Here is a 17,821-nt window from a genome sequence, read left to right on the forward strand (position 1 = left end):
AACCCTCTAGGAGAGGTGCTCCAACCGTGGATACAGCATAAACTACATTGCCACGCTGGAATCCTCTGCTCCGCGAGGTTTGTCTAGCAATTTGTGGTAAGCGTCGCCTTGAAGGGGCCGAACGTGGTGGTGCGAGCCCACCATCCCTTGGCCTGCGCATCGGTTGCCACCTTGGCCGCCGATGCAAAGGAATCGCATACCGCGAACACCGCGGCGCCGCTGCCGGACATCATGGCGTTGCATACGCCCGGCTGCTCCTGCAGCCACTCGCGCACGGTGCGGATCCCCGGATTCAGCTGCTCGCTGGCCTTCGCCATGTTGTTCAGCAGCGGCACGCTCATCGCATACTCCGCTGATTCCGCGGCTTCCGCGTCCTCCGCTGAAATAGGCTGGGGGTCTTCGTCAATCTTCTTGTAGGACTCGGCCGTGGAAACGCCGCCTTCGGGTTTCACCAGCACCAGGAAGTCATTCATCGGCTTGAGCGTACGGACCAGGTTCTCGCCGATGCCGTCGTAAAGGGCGCAGCCGCCTTGCAAGAAGAAGACCACGTCGGCGCCCAACTGAGCGGCAACCTCTTTGATTCGCGGATCCAAAACGCTTTCACCCCACAGAACCGCCGAGCCCAGCAGCGCTGCGGCCGCATCCGAAGAACCGCCGCCCAGGCCGGCCTGAACGGGGATGCGCTTCTCAAGATGCACGCGCATCGTTTCCTCTTCGCCCAGCGTTCGGCCAAATGCCTCGGCCAGCTTCAAGATTGCCTTCACCACGATGTTGTCCTGCGGGTCGACATCCAGGGGAGCCAGCCCCTCGAAGCTGCGCGTGGTCAGCTTCACCGCTTCACCGGTGCCCGGGATGATCTTCATGCGCAGCACATCATGCAGCATCAGCGCATGCATCGTCGTGGACACCTCGTGGTATCCATCGTCGCGCACGCCCTTGACGTTCAGGTACAGATTCACCTTCGCCGGGGCAACCAGCTTGAGCGAACCCATACCGGCAAACTCACGCGCTTCCACATCCTGGGCAACGCGGGCTATGTCGAGCATGTCCACGGACCCCTCCAATGTTTCACGTGAAACATTCTGTTTTTCATCTTGCTGCATCACTGCTGCTCCGTTCGTTTCTTTCGACGCGCCTTGAAGAATTCTCGCAATATGGTTGCGCATTCCTCCGACAGCACGCCGGCCTTTACGCCGAATGTATGGTTGAGGCGCTTGTCCTCGTGAATGGAATACAGCGTACCCAAAGCACCCGCTTTCGGGTCGGGCGCGCCGAACACGCAGCGGTCGACGCGAGCCTGGTGCATGAGCCCAGCGCACATGATGCACGGCTCCAGCGTCACGTACACCGTGCAGCCCGTAAGCCTCCACACGCCAAGTTCCGCCGCCGCCATCTTCATGGCAACGAACTCAGCATGCCCTGCGGGATCTTGCTGCGTCTCGCGGATATTGCACGCTCGCGCGATTACGCGAGGCTCCGCAAGGGGGCGACGCGTTGCTTTGTCGATAGGGTGGTACACAACCACGGCGCCGATGGGGACCTCTCCCATAGCCGCCGCGCGTTGCGCCTCCTCAAGCGCCATGCGCATGTATTCTTCGTCATTCATAAGCATCATTATATGGTATCCTAGCAAGCTATATGGAGGAATGGCCGAGTGGTTGAAGGCGGCAGTCTTGAAAACTGTTGAGCCGCAAGGTTCCGTGGGTTCGAATCCTACTTCCTCCGCCAGAATGCTATCGCCCGGGTCCCCGGGCGTTTTCTTTTTCAATTGCATGTTGAATGGTTCAGTTTTATGTAACCTTCAACCCTTTCGCCTACTTACTCGTCCCAAAATAACGCAAAAGCGCCCGAAATCGATCCGGGCGCTTTAACAGGGTTTTGCGTTGCTTTGCGCTTAGCGCTCATCCATAGGGATATATGCGCGCTTCTTGCTGTAAATCGACTTGTACGCAGGGCGGATGATGCGCTTGCCCGAGACGATCTCCTCGAAGCGATGCGCAGCCCAACCCGACATGCGGGCGCAGGCGAACAGCGGGGTGAACAGATCCTCCGGGATTCCCAGCATGGAGTACACGAAACCGGAGTACATATCCACGTTCGCGCACATATCCTTCTTCGTGCCCTTCTCGTTGAGAATCACCTCGGGCGCCAGGCGCTCGATCTTCTCGAGCAGGCGGAACTCCGCCTCGAACTCAGTGCCCTTGGCCAGCTTCTCGGCGAAGCGCTTGCAAATGACGGCACGGGGATCGGACAGCGTATACACCGCATGGCCCATGCCGTATACCAGACCGCTCTTGTCGTAGGCCTGCTTGTTCACGATCTTGGCGAGATACGCGGCAACCTCGTCATCGTTCTCCCAATTGACGACGTTGTCCTTAATCTCCTTCTGCATGGCCAGAACCTGATGGTTTGCGCCGCCATGCTTGCGGCCCTTCAGCGAACCGATGGCCGCCGCATACGTGGAGTACGCGTCCGTATCGGCGGACGTCAGCACATGCGTGGTGAACGACGAGTTGTTGCCGCCGCCGTGTTCTGCGTGCAGGCACAGCATGATGTCAAGCATGCGCGCTTCCTCGGCCGTGAACTGCCTGTCGGGGCGCAGCATGGACAGAATGGTCTCCGCCGTAGACTGACCCGGGATGAAACGATGCATGATCATGGACTCGTTGTTGTAGCGCGCGCGAATCGCATAGTACGTCAACACCATGATGCGGGGGAGACGGGAAATAAGGGAGATAGCGGTGCTGATCTCGTGCTGGACAGATCTATCCTCGGCGTTTTCATCGTAGGCGTACAAAAGCAGGATGGTTCGAGCCAGCACGTTCATGATGTCGGGAGGGGTGTTGCGCATGATCATGGATGCGGTGAAGCCATCGGGCAGCTCACGCTGGGCGTCGATGGTGGCGATATAGTCGGAAAGCTGCTGCTCCGTGGGAAGCTCGCCCATCAGCAGCAGATAGGACACTTCTTCGTAGTTGAATCGGCGATCCTTCGCGTCAACGCCCAGAAGGTCGTACAGGTCGTATCCGCGCAGGCGCAGCTCGCCTTCGTCGGCGCGTTTCTCGCCATCGGACATGACGTAGCCATGCACGTTGGAGATACCCGTCAAACCCGCCAAAACGCCGGTTCCGTCGGCATTGCGCAGGCCGCGCTTCACATCGTAGCGTTTGTACTTTTCAGCATCGATAGAATTGATGCTCTTGAAATTCTCGTACAGGTCGATTTTCTGCGTGCCGCCCATTACGCTCCCTTCCTTTCATGTCATTCATTCCCGCCGCTTCAAAACCAGCAATGCCCGCGCAGGGCGGGCATTGCTGGTTGTTGCTCAAACGATATGCTATTTTGCAGCGCCGATACGGCAGATGGTGGTGCCGCAGTCAGGGCACTTGCCCTTCGTGATAGGCTTGCCGTTCTTCGTGACGCCCTCAACGGGATCCTTCATGATCTTCTTTGCCTTGCATTTCACGCAATATGCCTCGATTGCCATAGTAAACCTCTCTAGTTGCCGTATAAGAGTGCAAGCGCCGTGAATCGGTGAATGCACTTTCAGTTCATGCTCGTGCGGGCTGAAATTATAGGCCAGCGGCCGTCCAGTCAGATAACGAGCATGTTACAGGCCTTACATATTCTTCAACAACTCCATAAGGAAGTCCACGTTGGAGGCCAGTTTCTTCTCATCGATGTTCTCGACGATGTCGTCCTGCTGGCCGTACAGCGCGAGCTTGCCGCCTTCCATGCCCACCAGATGGGTTACCTGGCAGCCATGCTTCGCCGCATACGATGCAGCGCTCTCCTCGCCGAGCAACGCACCGGACGCCACCTTGATGCCGGTAGCCTGCGAAGCCTTGCGAATGTAGCGCTTCATGCGCGACGATGCCTTCGAGGGCTTCAAGAAACCCTCACGCTCGATCATGGTCAGATCGCCGGCGCCGATAGCGTCGATATCGACGATGAATGCACCTCGCAGCTCGGATTGATGAGCCTCAAGAAACGCTTTCATGCCGGAATTCTGAGCAAGTTCGGAACCCAGGGCCACGAACCACACCTCGGCATCGATGTCGGGGTTGCGGAACTGGTACACCTCGTTAAGCTCCTCGTTAAGCTCGACGGGCGTGGGCACAGCCGCCGCGGCCGCTTCATCGGCAAGCTCCTCGGAGGACAGGTTGCTGTTCTCCATGCGACGTGCGGAGTAAGCGCCGCCATGCCACGGACGGAAGCGGTTGGACCCGGACTGCTCGTCGTCTGCCACGTCGTCAACGTTGAACGAATCGTCGTACGCGACCTGGGAAGCCTCTTGGCCTGCCGCCTCAACATCGATCGGCTGGGGCGTCCAAGCCTGGGTTGCGCCAAGGTCATCGCTCTGCAAAGCCGGCAGAGCCTGCGTAGCCCCAGGATAAGCTACAGCATCCTGATCGGCTTCGACAGCGTAATCACCCTGATACTCGCCCTGCTCGTAGTGCTCTTCCTGGAAGCTCTCCCAGCCGCCGCGCGCCTTTCCGGCGGCACGAGCCTCGAAGTTGTCGTCCACGTCGAGCCACTCCTGCGGCGTATCCTCTTCGTCTTCCTTGCGATGGAGGAACTTGTCGAACAGGCGGCGGAAGCGCGACTTAGGCATCTCCATGTAGCCAGGGCCCGCAAATGCACCCGTTTCGGTGAAGTGATCATCGTAAGCGGAATCATCCGCATCATCGACGTACATGTCCTCGGGATCCATGGTGCTGGCAAGCTCGCTGCTCACCGGAGCGAACGAGCCGGTAGCACCAGCAGTACCGAAGCTTGCGGCAGCGTTCACACCCGGCTGGGCCTGAGCCGCATCCGCCGCCTTGATGGAGCCGGACAGCGAAGGCAAGGATGCGAGCAGGGAAGGCCTGGAATCCTTCTTCTCGCCAGACATCTCAGCCTCTTCGTCCTCCTGCTCATGAGCAGCCTTGATATCGGACGACCCGATGGAGGGAAGCAGGTTCAGTAAGCTACGTGCCGCGGTCTTGCCGGCGGATTCGACGTCGGCAAGCGGAGCGCGCTGCTTCACAGCCGCCGCAACGGGGGCCGCCGGGGCGGTCGCGGAGATCTCCGGCAAGGTGACGGGAGCCGCGGGGACCACGGAAGCGTCTGGGATATCAAGCGGCTTGGCTTGCAGTTCCGGCACCGTCTCATCCGCAGGTTCGGGCATAGGTGCGGGCGTAGGTACCGCAGGAGCGTTTGCCGCATCGACACGGCCGGCCTCGTTGATGGAAGCCTGCGTCACATCGACGCGATTGCCCGAGCGAGGAGCGTCGGACTGGCGGGACTGGGCCTCTTCCTGCACCTTGCGCGGATCCAAGAACGCCGGCATGGGAACGTCGCCCATCGGAGGAACATCCTCAAGATGGAGCTTCGTCACATCGATCGGGGGCGTAGCCGCCGTAGCGAAGGGGTCGGCAACCTCTGCAGGAGCGACAACCTGGGTCTGAGCGGGTTCCGGTGCGGAAACCTGCGCGGGGGCGAACTGCACGACGGGCTGCTGAGCGGTCATCTGCTCAGCCGCGGGCTCAGGTGCGTGCTCGGCCACCGGAGCGGAAGGCTCGGGGGCGAAGGTTGCAACGGCAGTATCTGCCTGAAGCGCTGCGCCTGCGTTCTCGTCAGCGGAAGCCGCTTCGAGCGACTCCTCGAACTGCACGGGCTGTGCTGCCTGCTGCGGCGCAGGTGCTTGGACGGCAGGCTCCTCTTGCACGGGGGCTTGCTGCATCTGCGAAGCCTGCTCAACCGCCGACACCGCATTCACGGAGACTTCGGGGGCTGCGGCGTTCACGACCGGCTGCTCGGTTTCAGGCTGCACCGCGGGCTGCACGGGCGCAATGGTTGCCCATTGCGGAGCGCGAACCTCGCGAATGGTATCGCGATCGATATCGAAGGAGCGCTCAAGCTCATGCTCCACAATGCTGTTCGCCTTCGCGAAATGACCGGCGCTTTCGGCGACCGCGGCATCAAGGGCGCTAGCATAACGGGAACGCTGCGCCGGCTTCTCGGCGTTACGGGGCTTCTTGGCCTTTTCCTGAGCGCGAGCATACCAATCAGGCACGCTTGCCTGCGCCGCGCGCTGCTGCTCCGCAGCCGCCTGCATCTGCTGAATAGCAGCCTGCTGGGCCGCCGCCTGCTGGGCCTCGAGCTCGGCTTGTTGCATCGCCGCCTGCTGGTCCTCGAACTCAGCCTGGGCCTTTTCGGCCTCCTCTGCCTGCTGGGCCTCAAGAGCCTGCTGCTCCTGCTCGGCCGCAAGACGAGCCTGCTCGGCATCGCGACGGGCGCTCTCGATGGCGCGCGCCTCCATGCGCTGCATTTGAGCTTCCTCTTCAGCTTCCTCGCGATCGTGTCGCTCGATCTTCTGAAGGTTGCGCTCAACCTCTTCAGCGGTCATGCCGTCGACAGGCTTGCCGGACAATGCCGAGATTGCAGCCTTGGCGGCGATGAGGCTCTCCTCATCTTCCATGGAGGAACGGAGATGGGACGAATACACGAACTCGGCGCCTTCGGGCACAAGACCGCTCTCATACGCGGCCTCCGGTCCATGCATCAGGGCGTCCTCGCGCTCGGCGATCTCGGCTTCGCTCACACGGCCCGCACCGATGCGGCGAGCCAGCTCAAGCAGAGCGGCAACGCCGGAAGCGTTGCAATTCGCACCTTCGTTGTAGGCTGCGGTCTGATGCAATGCGCCAAGAGCCAGCGGGATAGCGGTGAGCAGCATGGCGATAACGGTCAGCAGCGTGAAGATCGTGGTGAGCGTACCTTCGGAAGACCCCAGCGCAACGCCCTTGATGAGCAGCAGCACAGGAAGGGCAACCATTGCACCGAAGGAGATCTTGCCGACAAGCGGCATGACCTGCGCCGTGGGACCGGCAAGCTCGGCACGAACCTTGCCGGTGTCGTAACGAGCCACCAAGATCACCTTTCGGCGACGAGCGCCTTCACCATCCTCAGCTGCTGCAGGGGCGTACTTCGCCACAACGTTTTGGCTCACGCCTTTCCCCAGAAGCTTCGAGACGATGGGCTTATCCAGATACTCTGCGGCGAACAAGCCGGCGGCCGCAAGACAGCCGACAACCCCGACGATGCTCAGCACGGGCACGATCAATGACAGCAAGGCGAGCACCACAGCTGCGCCGCAGCAGATCATGCTAGGCAGATGAGGGTCGCCGACCCCGTTGAAATCCTCGATGTTAGCAGGCAGACCTGCTTCCTTCTGGAATTGCTCGGTAATGTACAACGCAGCCTGCTGTTCCTCTTCGGTGCCAGCGGGACGGGCGCCGATTTCCTGCGACAGGTATGCGATATGCTCTTTAATATCCGGCATTTTTGTGCCTTTCGTTCCTCAATTACAGCAAGGCATATACGGGTTGCAGTATACGCTATTTGCCTTGCGCGCCCAAATAATCACGTATAACTGCATCACTGGTACCGGCGGCAGCACGCTGTCCGGCATAGCTTCTGATAACCTCGGCCCACGTTGCGAAATACGCATCTTTGACCAATTGCTTCGGGTCGCTTGGCAAAGCGGACGCCATCGTTGCCGCTTCCTCTTCGGCAGCGTTGTACGCATCGTTTCGCGCGATGGCCTCGTCCTTGTTTTTCGCAGTGAGCGCCTCATCGGATTGCACCGCCAAATCCATCGCATCCATTCGCTTTTCCACGTACTCGATCAGCGGTGAAACATTAGCTGTTTGGTAATCCGCTTGAAGCACCTTCAGCTGATCAAGGCTTTTGGAAAACGTTTCCTTTGCTTCCAAGGTGCGCTCCCTGGAAGCATCAACCTCGTTCCGGCCGGCAAGTTTCGTCGCCTCGCGAACCCGTGCATCAGCATCCAGCACCACCTGCCACGCAGCGTCGCATTCCTTTGCTGCCTGCTCAGCATCTTCCGACGCCTCAACCAGCTGCATGCCTTGCGTTATCATGCCTTGGCGCGCTGTTATCGATATCACCGTCTGATTGGCGACTTCGCGAACGGAAGGATCGGATAGCTTTTCCGAAACGCTGCGCGCCTTCCCATCAGCATCGACCAGCAATTGTTTGGTTTGCTCGACGGAGGAAAGAACATCCTGTTTCTTCTCTTCGCTTTCAGCTGCAAAGGGATCGTCCACTATCGCGTCTATTTGCAAGATAGTCTCATCAGCTTCGGAAACCAATCTCAGCGCATCCATAAGCTCAGACTCATAACCTTGCTGCTCAGTGACCCGACAATGCCACGCCCAAACGCCAATGGATACGATCGCCAACGAGGCAGCTGCCACCACGGATACCGCAGCAATCCTCCCTTTGCGACGGCGCGCTTTTCTTCGCGCTATCTCTTCCTCGATGGACATGCGCTTAGCAGCAACCGGCGCCTGAGATGAAGCTCCTTCGCTATAGCCTGATGCGTGAAGAGCCTTCTTGCGTTGGGCTGCTCGTCTAACGGGCTTCCGCTTCAACCAGACTCCGCTTCGCTGCCCACGAGCGCCACTATCGGCAGCGTGCGAACCAACTGACGCCTTATAACCGGATGTTTCACGTGAAACATGTTCGCCTGTTTCACGTGAAACACTCTGAGCATTCGCATCCCTACGGGCAGCGAGCAAATCCCTCAAGCTGAATCGCTGAGTTGTTTCCTTATATTTAGCAGCATCGAGGACGCTGAACGATATCTCGTTGGACGTTCCGTGCGTCCTCTCTTTGATATGAGCTGCTCGGGCGATTTTATCGTCTCGTCTTCTCATATATGCCGCCAGGTTCAGCCTCGGTTCGTTGCCGCCAATTCAGCAACGATCTGGGCAGCGGGCAGCACTTTGATGTTGCTGCTTGGCAAGGAGTTCAGGAACACTTTCCCGTAGCTCTTCGAAACCAACCTATGATCCGCAAGAATCAGAGCTCCGGTGTCATCGGCACGGCGGATCAATCGACCAGCTGCCTGCTTCACCTCAAGCACCGCCGCGGGCAACACATAATGTCGCCAAGCTTGGTCATCGCGTTCCGCGCGTTCGCAAGAGAGCGGATCGGTCGGCTTCATGAAGGGGAGCTTCGGAATGACAACGCCTTTCAGCGTTGCGCCCGGGGCATCGAATCCCTCCCAGAAGCTTTTCAGCGCGAACAGCGACAAGTGCTCATCAGCAAGGAAATCATCGCGCAGCCCCTTCACCGACACGCCCCACTTCTGGCATACCAAGCGCAAATCATCGCTTTTCAGCTCAGGCTGAACATAGTCGAAGCAACGTTCCATTTCGCGACGGTTCGTGAACAGCGTAAGCATCGAACCTTGCTGCGCCTTATGGGCCTCAACAAGGAATTTCTGCAAGGTGGCCATATAGCTAGGCTCGTTCGGCTCGGGCATATCGGCCACAACGTACACCGTCATGTTCTTGTCGAAGTCATAGCTGGAATCAAGCTGGCAGGTTTTGACCGGCGAGAACTCTCCTTGACCCAGACCCATGGCGTTCGTGAATCCATCGAAGCTGCCGTTGACAGACAGCGTTGCCGACGCGAACACCACCGAATGCGTGGAAGCATACAGCGTATCGTTCAGCTTTCCACCGACGTTAACGGGCATGCCTTGCAGCTTTTCGCCGACGCGATCCTTCTTCCGGCACAACGTTGCAGCGTATGCATAGCTTTCGTTGGGGTCCTCAAGAATCAGCTGCACTGCATTAACCTGTTCCTTCAGGTCGATAGCCATTGCAGCTATCTCGCGCTGTATCGCAGCTGCGTTCTCTATTTCCTCAAGATACGCCACCAAGTTCTGACAAGCCGCAATCAGCTTCTCGGCAGATTCCCGCATCGCAACGCCCTTGTCCACGATATCGCCGAACGTGGCGGAACTACGGATATCGCTGTTCACCCACAACTCGACGATCTCGTAGCCGCGCCCATGTCGGTTCGTATCGAAGAACAGCAAGCCTTTCAAGCTGGCGCAAAAAGCCTCGGCAGTCTGGCGATACGCCTCGCCCGCGCTTTTACCCTTTTGCGTGAGCGTATAGAACAGCGTTTCGCTTTCTTCCTTCGCACCGTTCAGGACTACACGGCGTTCCGCACGAGAGAACACGTTCCTACGTGCATCATCCGCCGCCACTCGGCGAGCCTCTCGGAGGATGTTCTCGGCATCAAGCTCGATAGAGAAAGCACGGCGCGCTTCGCTCTCGGCACCATGGGCCTCATCGACCGCCCAATAGCGAACCGGCGGCAGCAGACCGCCATCAGCGGCCATATCGCAGAACAGCAAGCTATGATTGGTAACCAGGATGTCCGCGGCTTCAGCACGCTTGCGCGCACCGTGGACAAAGCACAGGTTACCGAAGAACGGGCACTTACGACGCAGGCATTCCTGACTGCTCGTCGTGATCACCTTTCGCGGCAGCAGGCGATAATCAAGCTTCAAGCCATCGATGTCGTCGTATTCCGTTTGCTCGATGAACGAAAGCAGCGCCGCCATCGCAGGGGCCTGCGACAGCTCTTTGCCCTGAATCTCCTTCATTGCAGCGCCATCATCCACCACGCTGCGAATCTTACGAAGGCACGGGTAGTGGGAGAAGCCCTTCAACGGCGCACACGTCAAAGGCTTTGCGTCGGGATCGGATGCACGCAACGCCTTCGCTAGCGCGGGAACTTCTTTGAACACCAGCTGATCGAGCAGAGCATTCGTTTTGGTTGCCACGCCCACGGTAATGCCGTTCCTCTGCGCGGTAAGCGCCAAAGGAACCAGATACGCCATGGATTTACCGACGCCGGTTCCGGCTTCGACTACAAGATTATCCCCAGAAGCGAACGCATCACGCACCGAAGTGCTCATATCTCGCTGCTCGGCGCGCGGCTCGTAATTCTTATACAGGTTGCCCACAAGACCCTCTTGGCTGAAAGCCTTTGCAATCTCCTCGGCAGTGGGGTACTTCATGCTACGCATAGGATCGGAGGCAATCGCATCCGCATCGACCTTCGGCCTGTTTTCAATCTTGCGAAGGCGATCGCGGCGAATGGATTGCAGCGAGAACAAATCCAGCTGGCTTGTTGCCCACGAGAGCTGTCCCTCGTTTGTTTCACGTGAAACAATGTCACGCGCAGCATCTTCGATCAAGGCGACCTCATCGGATGCTACATCCGCAGCATTATCGGAATGGTCGGCAAAATGCTGGAAAACAATCTGAGTTTCCCATTGTTCAGGCGTTGCAAGCGATGCGATTTTGGCTACAAGGGACTTCGGCATGGCATCCACCGCAGCCAGCAGGATGCGGAACACAGCGCACGTAGCCGCAACATCATCATCCGCACGATGCGTGGAAACCGGCGCCCCGAAGGTGCGAACCAAGTCGATAAGTCGATGCGATTTCAGACGGGGAAGGGCAATACGAGCAAGATCCAAGGAATCAAGCCAGGTGTTCTCCAGCAAAGGATAACCACTTGGATGTCGCGTGGTGAAAGTGCGATCGAAGGCGGCATTATGAGCCACTAGCTTCGAATCACCAACGAATTCGGCAAGCTGCGCAAGCGCTTCTTCCGGAGAAGGAGCATCAGCAACGTCTTCATCGTGAATATTGGTCAGGTGCGCAACATCTTCCGGAATAGGCTTTCCGGGGTTCACGAACGTTACGAACCAATCGACAATCTCGCCCTTATCCATGCGGGCGGCCGCAATCTGCGTCAACTCATCGTGATTGAACGAGAAGCCGGTCGTCTCGGTGTCTATAACAACGATATCGCGGTCAAGCTCGCCGTAATCGCTTTCTTTCGAAGCATCAGCAAGCGATGCATAGCGATCGATAATCGCTTGAGGGGTTCCATCACTGATATACGCGAGCAAATCACCACGCACGGCATATTCCTTATCTCCCACATGGATGCTTCCATGTTTGCTTCTATCACTTTGTAACCTTCTTATTGTAAGTCAGCCGGCATCGATGGATGCCGGTTATTCCGGTTCTTCGTTTGTGTTACGCTTTTTTCACTTCATTTCAGATAGGAGACCCCATGCTGCCCGATTGCTATTACGGCGCATATGCCCGCTTTGACACCACATCCAAGAAAGACGCGGCGATTCTACTTGGTTCGAATTGCATCATCGGCGACGTTTTCAATATCGAATTCAAGCCCTTGGAAGGCCAAACACGCGCATGGGTCGTGAACGATTACGGCGATGTTTTAGGTTACCTTGATGAGCAAACGTCCCACAAACTCAACCTGTTAGCCGCTAAAAGCTGGGAAATGCACGCCGTCTTATCGTTCGTTGCCTTCACCGATCAACCGGAACCGGGTTTCTACTGGGGCGAAGTTGCGCTCTTCTGCTACGACAAGGTGCATCAATCGGATTTCGATACCTTCATGCGCACGACCATGAAATCGCTTTCGCAAGGCATACGCCCGCGTATCGACATCAAGAACCAGGGTGTGCAATCGATTCTTGATTCCCACGGAACCTGGCAGCCTTCGCAGCGAGCCGATATGCCCAAGGGCGACAGCCATACCGCCATTCTCAAGAAATCCCGTGGCTTCACCGACTTGATGGTCCAAAAAAGCAGGGAAGGGAACAAGGGTTGTTTCTTGATCAGCTGGGCATTCTTGCTGGCGTTGGTCGCATTGGCGGTGTTCGGATTGAAAAGCTGTGGCCTGTTCTAACCACATCCCTTCACCAATCTTAACTAGCCAATGGCTTTCTTAAAGGAAGTTTCAGGGGTTTGCCTAACACTACGGAGTTCATCCTGCCACAGGACGACATAAAATTTTGTTGCAATATTTTTCGATTCAAAGTCCCTGCATCGAATTCAGCCTTTGAACCAACGGACAACGTGATGGCTTGCTCTCTGAATAAGATTCGGATCATCCGAATCAACCTTAACGCTATGCAACCCGCTGGAACATCGCAAGGCGCCCAGCTGCAGCAAGGGGGGGCTGACCCCGGAACGCTTCCGGGATCAGCCCCCTCTGTTTGTCACGCATTCTTTATCCAACGACATCCATTTCTCAAAGGAGCGCTGAATTGTTTTACGTCGCAAGTTCGTAGAAAGACGACCGTTTCAATCGACCGCCAAACAACTTTGTTCCGAAACCCGCTTATCGCACAGGCTCTTCCAGAGCAAGCTCGATAAGCTTGGTGCACAGCTCGGGGAAGGTCATGCCTGCGGCGCGAGCAGCATCGGGGAGAAGGGACGTTGCGGTCATACCGGGAATGGTGTTCGTCTCCAAAGCCCAGCAATCACCATTGTCTTCCAGAATAAAGTCAGTGCGAGAGGTGCCGCTGCACGAGAGCGCCTTGTGAGCGTTTTCCGCTTCGCGCTGCATGACCTTCGTCACATCGTCGGGGATGCGCGCAGGGCAGATATGCTGGGAACCGCCCACAGCATACTTCGACTCGAAGTCGTAGAAATCGCTCTTGGGAACGATTTCGATAACAGGCATAGCCTTCGGCTCATGGTTTCCTAGAACGGCAACAGTGAATTCGCGGCCCTTGATATAACGCTCGATAAGCACCTCATCATCGATATCGAGGGCTTTTTGCAAAGCATCTTCGATAGCTTCCGCACCCTCAACGATGAACACACCGATAGCGCTGCCCTCGGTACCGGGCTTCACAACGACCTTCTCGCCCATGGACGAGATGACCTGCTGGATGTCGACCTTGTCACCCTTGTTAACCGTCAAGGACGGAGGGGTGGGAATACCCTCGCGCTCGTAGAAGACCTTCGCCTTCACCTTATCCATGGCAAGCGCGCTCGACCATACGCCAGAGCACGTGTAGGGAATACCGACGATATCGAGCAAACCCTGCACCGTACCGTCTTCGCCATATTTGCCATGCAGGCAAAGGAATGCCACATCGAACGGTTCCTCGATCAAACGCTTCAGGTCTTCCTTATTCGCCGGATCGATATCGGTGACGGAAAAGCCCGCCGTCTCCAAAGCTTCGCGAGCACCCTTACCGGATGCTAAGGAAATTTCACGCTCGTTGCTTTTGCCGCCGCACAAAAGAGCAACGCGGCAAGAACGAGGATCGATACTTGAAGACATGACTCCTTCTTTCTCCTTTAGAGATCGTATTGCTGCAGTATAGCAAAACCCGCACACAGGCTTCGCAGCATGCAAGGTAAGCGCTGATGTTTCACGTGAAACAGGTATAATGACCCGCATGAATACACCAATCAAAAACTTCACCCAAAGCGACCTGGCTCCTCTCATGAAGGAGCTCGGTCAACCATCTTTTCGCGCGAAGCAGCTGTACGAGTGGCTTTACAACAAAGGCGCTCAAAGCTACGACGACATGACCAACCTGCCCGCCAAACTTCGAAATCAGCTTTCCGAGGAGTATCCGCTGTACGTGCCCAACGTACTTGAGGAGGCCGTTTCCAACGACGGCACCCACAAGCTGCTTCTGGAATATCACGACGGCGTATGCGTTGAAACCGTTGCCATCCCATCGCGCGATGGCGGCCGCCTTACGGTGTGCTTCTCCACGCAAGCAGGCTGCCCCATGGCGTGCGCGTTTTGCGCCACAGGAAAAGAAGGCCTTACGCGCAATTTAACCGCGGGCGAAATCGTCGACCAGATCGTCACGGTGCAGCGCCTTATGGGACGCCGCGTGACCAATGTCGTCGGCATGGGGCAGGGCGAACCGCTGCTGAACTACGACAACGTGCTGAACGCGCTTCGCATCATCAACGACGAAAAAGGCCTAGGAATCGGAGCGCGACATATCTGCATCTCCACGTGCGGCATCATTCCCGGAATCGACCGGTTTGCGGAAGAACCCGAGCAATTCACGCTTGCCGTTTCCCTTCATGCAGCGCGACAGGACGTACGTCTTGAGCTCATGCCCAAAACAAGCGGCTTCCCTCTGCCGAAACTCAAGCAAAGCTTGCTGCGTTATATCGAGAAAACGAATCGTCGCGTCACGTTCGAGTACATCATGATCGACGGCGTTAACGATACCGATGCGGATCTGACGGCGCTGCTAGACTTCTGCAAAGGCCTGCTTTGCCATATCAACCTGATTCCCATCAATTCGATTCCGGAATCCCCTTACAAGCCAAGCTCTACCAAGACCATCGAAAAATGGATTGCGGAAACAGGCCGTCACGGAATCGAAACCACGTTGAGGGATTCCAGAGGATCAGATATCGCCGGCGCCTGCGGACAGCTGAAGAACACGTTCACGAACGGACGATAGCAAGTACGCTTATCAAGTGCAGGCATCGCAAACGGTAACAATTGATGCCTTATTGCGTTTGCAAAGGCGCACCAAATGGTTTCATAGCCTTACAACCTCCTGATGCTTTCTTGGATACCATCGAAAGCATCAGGAGGTTTCTTCTTCGCAAATATACTCATTCAAACAGCCGAGAACAAAGGACACGCTTCGCCGGAATGGCGCAAACTCCCTAAATCGAAAGCGCGCGATGACTATCGGATTATCAAATCGACAAGCTGATACACCCCTGACCCCTTCGGCGCTGGTGACGGCAACGAATACATAATCACTCGTTAAACAACAAACGAGCCGGCGAGGAAACACCGGCTCGTTTTTTTTGCTCGGAAGTCAAAATCCTTTATGCAAGATTCGAAGCAAGAATGCCCTTGAACAAGCGCTCGAGATCGTCTTCGTCCTTGAACTCGATTTCAATCTTGTTCTTGCCGTTGACTGATTTCACCTTGACCGGCGTATCCAGAACATCCTTAAGCGTCCGGGCAACCTTACGGTATTCCTTCGGCATAGGAGTCTTCGGCTTAGCATTCTCATTTTTCTTTCCAGAGAACAAGCGAGCCAAAGCCTCGGCTTCTCGAACGGACAGCTTCTCCTCAACCAGCTTACGCGTCAGGCGCTCGCGACCTTCCTTCGTGGGAATGGAAAGAATAGCTCGTGCATGGCCGGCGGTGATTTTCTCCTCGAACAGCAACTGCTGAGCTTCCTCAGGAAGCTCCAACAGGCGCAAAGCGTTCGCAACCGTGGAGCGACCTTTCGACATGGCCTGAGCAACCTCTGCCTGCGTCATGTTCAGACGCTCCATCATACGGCGATAGCCGTACGCTTCCTCAATGGGGTTAAGATCGGAGCGCTGGATATTCTCGATAAGCGCAAGCTCCAGAGCCTTATCGTCGCTAGCTTCTTTAACCCGAATGGGCACTTGTTGCAAACCAGCCAGCTTCGATGCCTGCCAACGACGCTCGCCGGCGATGATCTGGTAGGTACCATCCTCGAGCGGACGCACCAAAATCGGCTGCAAAAGCCCGTCTTTCTGGATGGAAGCGGAAAGCTCCTCCAGCTCCTCGCGCTTGAAATTCGTACGAGGCTGATCGGGGTTAGGAGCGATAACGTTGATATCGACTTCGTTTACTTCACGGGACTGCGCATCGCCTTCATGCTGCGCTGCATCAGAGGGCGCTACCGTGCGCTCAACCACTTCCTGGACAGCAGGGCGCGCCGCTCGCTGGGCAACTCCCTTGATAGTGACCTCGACACCGTTGTCGACAATAGACTCAGGCTCCTGCTCTTCGTAAGAGGAAGGAACCGTTTCACGGGCCGTCCGAGGCTCAGGCGATTTCTGTGCGGGAACGGTTTCGCGAATCACCTCGCGCTCAGGCTGAGGCTTCGGCTGAGACTGCTGCGGCTGCTCGGCATCCACGCGCACGCGTTGCGGCTCCTCCTGAGGAATAGCTTCCTCATAGGCACCGCCCAGCAACGAGTTCAGACCACGACCAAGACCACCACGACCATTCCTAGCCACGGGCTATCACTTCCTTAGCAAGACTCATGTACGACTGGGCACCTTTGCCCGAAGGGTCGTACAGGGTTATCGGTTGACCGAAGCTAGGAGCCTCGGAAAGCTTCACGGTACGGGGGATCAGCGTTTCGAACACCAATCGCCCGAAATAGCTGCGCACCTCCTCGACCACTTGGCGGGACAGCGTGGTTCGACCATCGTACATGGTCATGAGCACGCCATAGATATCCAGTGTAGGATTCAAACGAGTTTTGACACGTTTCATTGAATCAAGGAGTTTTGTCACGCCTTCCAACGCATAGAACTCGCATTGGATGGGGATAAGCAGCTTATCGGCGGCAACGAGAGCGTTGACCGTCAGCAGACCCAGGGAAGGGGGGCAGTCGATGAAGATGTAATCATACTTGCCGCGAAGGGCTCCAATGGCATCCTTCAGGCGGTTCTCACGCGCCATCTCTGAAACCAGCTCGACCTCCGCACCGGCAAGGTTGATGGTTGCCGGAACCAAATCCAAGCCTTCGCAGACATCGGGGATGATAACTTCCTCAACGGGAACATCATTAAGCAGCACATCGTAGATGCAATTCTGCACCTGGCTCTTCTCAACACCCAATCCGCTCGAGGAATTGCCCTGAGGATCAAGGTCGACAAGAAGGACCTGCTTACCAAGCTCACCGAGAGCAGCGGAGAGGTTAATTGCGGTAGTGGATTTACCCACACCGCCTTTCTGGTTGATGATCGCCATGATCTTCGTCTGGCCGACCACGTGCTTTACCGGCTTCTTGTCGCGGTAGGAGCGAATGGGCGTAGGCTCGATCTCGGGGCGAGATTCAACAGGCTGCGGCTCGGGCGCAGCTGAGCTATGGGGGTCGCGCTCAACCACTTCGATATGGTCGATGGCGATCTCATCCTCAACGGTATCTTCCTGTACGCGTTGTTCCTGCTGAACCGGCTCAGCTTGCTTTTTTTCTTTCCTGAGGCCGTCGAAAAATCCCACAGGAACCCCCTTTCATGGTTTCAGACGCTAGTATACCGTGTTTCGTTTCGCGCGTATAAAACCCCGACCCACAATGGGGGCTTTTGAACGGAAATCAACGAAACTTCAATAAGAAAAAAGCCGCCCC

12 protein-coding genes and 1 tRNA gene are annotated in these 17,821 nt (G+C 56.8%); 3 read left to right on the plus strand and 10 right to left on the minus strand.

Annotated features, from left to right (window positions below):
- Positions 1–83: 83 nt before the first annotated feature.
- Together ispE and Q0G75_RS03010 are read right to left on the minus strand one after the other, a co-directional pair.
- The gene (ispE, locus tag Q0G75_RS03005; RefSeq protein ID WP_294416204.1) at positions 84–1,046 is read right to left on the minus strand and encodes a 4-(cytidine 5'-diphospho)-2-C-methyl-D-erythritol kinase; all 963 of its coding nucleotides are present in this window, start codon (positions 1,044–1,046) and stop codon (positions 84–86) included.
- 56 nt (positions 1,047–1,102) lie between these two features.
- On the minus strand, positions 1,103–1,606 hold the full coding sequence (locus tag Q0G75_RS03010; protein WP_294416203.1) for a nucleoside deaminase: 504 nt from the start codon (positions 1,604–1,606) through the stop codon (positions 1,103–1,105).
- A gap of 34 nt (positions 1,607–1,640) precedes the next feature.
- On the opposite strand from Q0G75_RS03010, the gene Q0G75_RS03015 reads away from it, so the two are divergent.
- A tRNA-Ser gene (locus Q0G75_RS03015) sits at positions 1,641–1,728 on the plus strand.
- Positions 1,729–1,894: 166 nt separating this feature from the next.
- Here the strand turns inward: Q0G75_RS03015 and Q0G75_RS03020 are convergent.
- The 5 genes from Q0G75_RS03020 to Q0G75_RS03040 form a co-directional block, all read right to left on the minus strand.
- Positions 1,895–3,241 carry a citrate/2-methylcitrate synthase gene (locus Q0G75_RS03020; RefSeq protein WP_294416202.1) on the minus strand — a complete coding sequence of 449 codons (1,347 nt, stop codon included), beginning with the start codon at positions 3,239–3,241 and terminating at the stop codon, positions 1,895–1,897.
- Positions 3,242–3,337: 96 nt separating this feature from the next.
- Positions 3,338–3,487, minus strand: coding sequence for a DUF5679 domain-containing protein (locus tag Q0G75_RS03025; RefSeq protein ID WP_042432320.1), 150 nt, complete (start codon positions 3,485–3,487; stop codon positions 3,338–3,340).
- A gap of 132 nt (positions 3,488–3,619) precedes the next feature.
- Positions 3,620–7,324, minus strand: coding sequence for a hypothetical protein (locus Q0G75_RS03030; RefSeq protein ID WP_294416200.1), 3,705 nt, complete (start codon positions 7,322–7,324; stop codon positions 3,620–3,622).
- A gap of 55 nt (positions 7,325–7,379) precedes the next feature.
- Positions 7,380–8,330 carry a hypothetical protein gene (locus Q0G75_RS03035; RefSeq protein ID WP_294417714.1) on the minus strand — a complete coding sequence of 317 codons (951 nt, stop codon included), beginning with the start codon at positions 8,328–8,330 and terminating at the stop codon, positions 7,380–7,382.
- Positions 8,331–8,734: 404 nt separating this feature from the next.
- Positions 8,735–11,821, minus strand: a complete 3,087-nt coding sequence (locus Q0G75_RS03040; protein WP_294416197.1) for a helicase C-terminal domain-containing protein — start codon at positions 11,819–11,821, stop codon at positions 8,735–8,737.
- A gap of 134 nt (positions 11,822–11,955) precedes the next feature.
- On the opposite strand from Q0G75_RS03040, the gene Q0G75_RS03045 reads away from it, so the two are divergent.
- Positions 11,956–12,600 carry a hypothetical protein gene (locus Q0G75_RS03045; protein WP_294416195.1) on the plus strand — a complete coding sequence of 215 codons (645 nt, stop codon included), beginning with the start codon at positions 11,956–11,958 and terminating at the stop codon, positions 12,598–12,600.
- A gap of 435 nt (positions 12,601–13,035) precedes the next feature.
- Here Q0G75_RS03045 and Q0G75_RS03050 read toward each other — a convergent pair whose 3' ends face one another.
- Positions 13,036–14,157 carry a D-alanine--D-alanine ligase gene (locus tag Q0G75_RS03050; RefSeq protein ID WP_365910577.1) on the minus strand — a complete coding sequence of 374 codons (1,122 nt, stop codon included), beginning with the start codon at positions 14,155–14,157 and terminating at the stop codon, positions 13,036–13,038.
- Here Q0G75_RS03050 and rlmN point away from each other — a divergent pair.
- Positions 14,108–15,145 carry a 23S rRNA (adenine(2503)-C(2))-methyltransferase RlmN gene (rlmN, locus tag Q0G75_RS03055; RefSeq protein WP_294416192.1) on the plus strand — a complete coding sequence of 346 codons (1,038 nt, stop codon included), beginning with the start codon at positions 14,108–14,110 and terminating at the stop codon, positions 15,143–15,145. The genes Q0G75_RS03050 and rlmN overlap by 50 nt on opposite strands.
- A gap of 379 nt (positions 15,146–15,524) precedes the next feature.
- On the opposite strand, the gene Q0G75_RS03060 is transcribed toward rlmN, so the two are convergent.
- Both Q0G75_RS03060 and Q0G75_RS03065 read right to left on the minus strand, forming a co-directional pair.
- A complete protein-coding gene (locus Q0G75_RS03060) occupies positions 15,525–16,700 on the minus strand; it encodes a ParB/RepB/Spo0J family partition protein (protein WP_294416189.1) in 1,176 nt (391 codons plus the stop codon).
- Positions 16,693–17,442: an AAA family ATPase gene (locus Q0G75_RS03065; RefSeq protein WP_365368757.1), complete on the minus strand. Its 750-nt coding sequence runs from the start codon at positions 17,440–17,442 to the stop codon at positions 16,693–16,695. Before Q0G75_RS03065 ends, Q0G75_RS03060 begins: the two co-directional genes overlap by 8 nt.
- Positions 17,443–17,821 lie beyond the last annotated feature (379 nt).

The sequence above is a fragment of the uncultured Senegalimassilia sp. genome, assembly GCF_934636665.1.
GTDB lineage: Bacteria > Actinomycetota > Coriobacteriia > Coriobacteriales > Eggerthellaceae > Senegalimassilia.

Excerpts from the sequence above, each read along its gene's own strand:
- rlmN (WP_294416192.1), top strand. The coding sequence starts at position 14,108 with ATGAATACACCAATCAAAAACTTCACCCAAAGCGACCTGGCTCCTCTC.
- Q0G75_RS03045 (WP_294416195.1), top strand. The coding sequence starts at position 11,956 with ATGCTGCCCGATTGCTATTACGGCGCATATGCCCGCTTTGACACCACA.
- Q0G75_RS03030 (WP_294416200.1), bottom strand. The coding sequence starts at position 7,324 with ATGCCGGATATTAAAGAGCATATCGCATACCTGTCGCAGGAAATCGGC.
- Q0G75_RS03010 (WP_294416203.1), bottom strand. The coding sequence starts at position 1,606 with ATGAATGACGAAGAATACATGCGCATGGCGCTTGAGGAGGCGCAACGC.
- Q0G75_RS03050 (WP_365910577.1), bottom strand. The coding sequence starts at position 14,157 with ATGAGAGGAGCCAGGTCGCTTTGGGTGAAGTTTTTGATTGGTGTATTC.
- Q0G75_RS03020 (WP_294416202.1), bottom strand. The coding sequence starts at position 3,241 with ATGGGCGGCACGCAGAAAATCGACCTGTACGAGAATTTCAAGAGCATC.
- Q0G75_RS03035 (WP_294417714.1), bottom strand. The coding sequence starts at position 8,330 with ATGTCCATCGAGGAAGAGATAGCGCGAAGAAAAGCGCGCCGTCGCAAA.
- Q0G75_RS03065 (WP_365368757.1), bottom strand. The coding sequence starts at position 17,442 with ATGGCGATCATCAACCAGAAAGGCGGTGTGGGTAAATCCACTACCGCA.
- Q0G75_RS03025 (WP_042432320.1), bottom strand. The coding sequence starts at position 3,487 with ATGGCAATCGAGGCATATTGCGTGAAATGCAAGGCAAAGAAGATCATG.
- ispE (WP_294416204.1), bottom strand. The coding sequence starts at position 1,046 with ATGCTCGACATAGCCCGCGTTGCCCAGGATGTGGAAGCGCGTGAGTTT.